3 protein-coding genes are annotated in these 2,783 nt (G+C 33.8%); all 3 read right to left on the bottom strand.

The genetic code is table 11. The features are described 5' to 3' along the window. Positions 1-362: 362 nt before the first annotated feature. Positions 363-854, bottom strand: coding sequence for a tetratricopeptide repeat protein (locus H510_RS0112810; RefSeq protein WP_081659280.1), 492 nt, complete (start codon positions 852-854; stop codon positions 363-365). A 164-nt stretch (positions 855-1,018) separates the two neighbouring features. Continuing rightward, entirely contained in the window at positions 1,019-1,576 is a 558-nt protein-coding gene (locus H510_RS0112815) for a hypothetical protein (protein ID WP_026904682.1), read from the bottom strand. A gap of 167 nt (positions 1,577-1,743) precedes the next feature. Beyond that, positions 1,744-2,769 carry a tetratricopeptide repeat protein gene (locus H510_RS0112820; protein WP_245584835.1) on the bottom strand — a complete coding sequence of 342 codons (1,026 nt, stop codon included), beginning with the start codon at positions 2,767-2,769 and terminating at the stop codon, positions 1,744-1,746. Positions 2,770-2,783: the final 14 nt, after the last annotated feature.

Genomic DNA, 2,783 nt, shown 5'->3' on the forward strand with positions numbered 1-2,783 from the left:
CGTTATCTGTAAAATCCATAGCAAATCCATAATCAGACATCTTTATCGTGTTTACAAACAAGTCTATCAGACGCACTTCATGATCTCTTGATATAGCTTGCTCTAAGCAAAAAAACTCGGTTTGGTTTCTATCTCTTCCTGTGATGAATTTAATATTACAAAATACCAAAATGCAGCATACAAAAGTACTTTACTTATTAAGAGCCTGTGGAAAAGTTATAGATGGTTTTTAGACAGTTTGACGTTTGGCTAGTTTAATTTGTGCCCGTTTTATAGCACTAATTTCCGCCTAAGCACAAACATAATTAATTTGCAGAAAAGGCGCATTTAGCACTTCACCTGGGCATAGATTAAACTTGCTGTTACCTGTTGGCTTTTTGTTTCATTTGTTGTTCAGATAATTCTTTAAAGTGTAAAACCTTACTAATGTGTACTTCTACACAATTTTGGTCTAAATAACCTTCTTTAAATTCAAGTTCAATAAAATTAGGTCCTCCACCTTTAAGTTTGATTATTTTGTCGAAATTATTTATAGCTGTTTTAAAATCGTTTTCTCTGTATGCAGTTAAACCAAGACCGTAATAACCAGAAGGACAACTGCTATTCAGCTCAATTATTTTATTAAAATCTTTTTTAGCTAGTTCGGTCTTTTTTAATTCTAAAAAATCAAAGCCACGATTATTTAAAGCCCAAATGTTATTTTCATCTTTATCAATTGCTTCGTTTAGTAACAAAATAGCTTTTTCTAAATCACCTTTTTCTTCCTGTTCGCAAGCTAAATTATAATAATAATCACTCGAGTTCCCACAAGACATAATTAGAAATGAAAGAAGTAGATATTTATATATTCTCATTAGTCGAGTTAAGCTTACAGGTAACGGTTCTCAGCTATACGCAGGCAGGGATTTTTACCACTGAACTTCCTACGAAGAACCGAACTTCAAATTTAGCACTTTCCTGTCCCACGAAGCATGAAACCCCTGCTTGCGTATAGGTGATGTTGGTGGCTGGCTTTTTGTTATTTCGTCCATATTCTAACAAGTCCATTTTTTGCGTTTTGTCCATATAATTCAGCGGGTTGAGGTTCAGCTTTGAAATCAATAAAAAAAATGTCATTTGTTTTAATTTTTTCAATTAATTCTTTTGCTTCTGAGTGATAAACAGTTTTGTTGTCAATTATTAAAATTGGATTTTTTGAGTCGGTCAGTATATGTTGTGATTTTCCAAAATACTTGTCAGGAAATTTGTCCTTAACTATTTTCAGTTTTTTATTAATTTCTTTTTTAGTTTGTTGTGTTGCGAAGTATACTATTGCGATGTCGTTACTTTTGCATCTCACAATACTTCCGTCATTTTTCAGTTTCGTCAAATCAACTAAATGGTTTAATGAAAATGATTTTAAAACAGAGTTTAGTTTTAAACTGTCCTTTTGTTCATAAGGCAATCCATTCACAACATAAACAGCGTCTTCTTGAAGTTCAAGTTTTTTGTCAATAATGCTTTTTTCAAGTGTCTGTGCTTGCAAAACTTGATAAGAAGTCAAAATTATTGTTATTAGAATTACTATTTTCTTCATTACTAGGTCGTTTTTAAGCTTGTCACCAACGGTTTGCAGCTACAAGAAGTTGGCGATTTCGGAGACGAAAACTGTCTGCCACCACTGAACTTGATGCGAAGCACAAAACTTCATTTAACCACGGAGCCGCCAATTTCTTGTAGGTGCTGTTATGGGCTGGGTTTTTTCTATTTGCAATGCTCATCAAGTCGTTCTTTTGCATATTCTGCTCCAAGTTCAAGAGCTTTTTTCCAGTCCTCACAAGCTCCTTTTTTGTCTTTCAAATTAAATTTTGAGTTTCCTCGATTAAAATATGCTTGTTGTTTATTTTCTAAATCTACTTTGTCCATTGATAGAACTTTATTGTAGTCGTCAATTGCTCCTGAATAATCACCGTTTTCATCTTTTAAACTACCACGATTTGTCAAAGCACTTACAAAGTCTGGTGCGATTTCAATAGCTTTGTCATAGTCTCTCAGTGCAGATTTCCAAGTATGAAGTTCGTTTTTTACAATTGCTCTTGAGTAATACGAATTAGGTTCCTTTGGATTGATATTTAAGGTTAGCGACCAATTAATAATTGAACCACTTAAGTCTCCTTTTTCGTAACACTCAACACCATTGTCAAAATAATAGTCCGCTTTTGAAGTGTCTAAGTCTGGAAACTTTTGGTCTTTCGGGTCGAACGGTCCACCGTATGCGTCAAGTTTTGCATCAAACTCATAACCTCTTTTATACATATCCAAAGCCCAATAAAGCAAATTGTCCGCTGTTATCGGAATTTCGTTAGTCTCTCCGTTAATTTCCCAAAGGTCTTCATACTTTTTTACTTCTTGAATTGAATATGGATAATGAGCTTTTATAAACTCTCCTAATTTTATCAAATTCTCTTTTTTGTCAGAAATAAAAGTGAAGTCCATTTTTGTTAGACAATTATCTTTCAATCCGCTTTTAACCATATTATTGTGAACGTTTTCTGCCGACACCATTTCTTTTCCGAAATTGTCTACAAAGTTGTCCCAAGTGAAAAATTCATTTTCCATTTTCTTTTGTCCGCAAGCTGTTAGTGTAGTTATTAAAAGTAATAATGTCAGTAGATTTATTTTCATTGTCGTGTCGTCTGTTAACCTTGCCCATAACGTTTTGGCGCTTGGCGAAGAAGCGGATTTCGAAGCACTAAACTGTCTGCCAGCACTGAACTTGATACGAAGCACAAGTTGTCATTTAA

Source organism: Pedobacter glucosidilyticus DSM 23534 (assembly GCF_000425145.1).
Classification (GTDB): Bacteria; Bacteroidota; Bacteroidia; order Sphingobacteriales; family Sphingobacteriaceae; genus Pseudopedobacter; species Pseudopedobacter glucosidilyticus.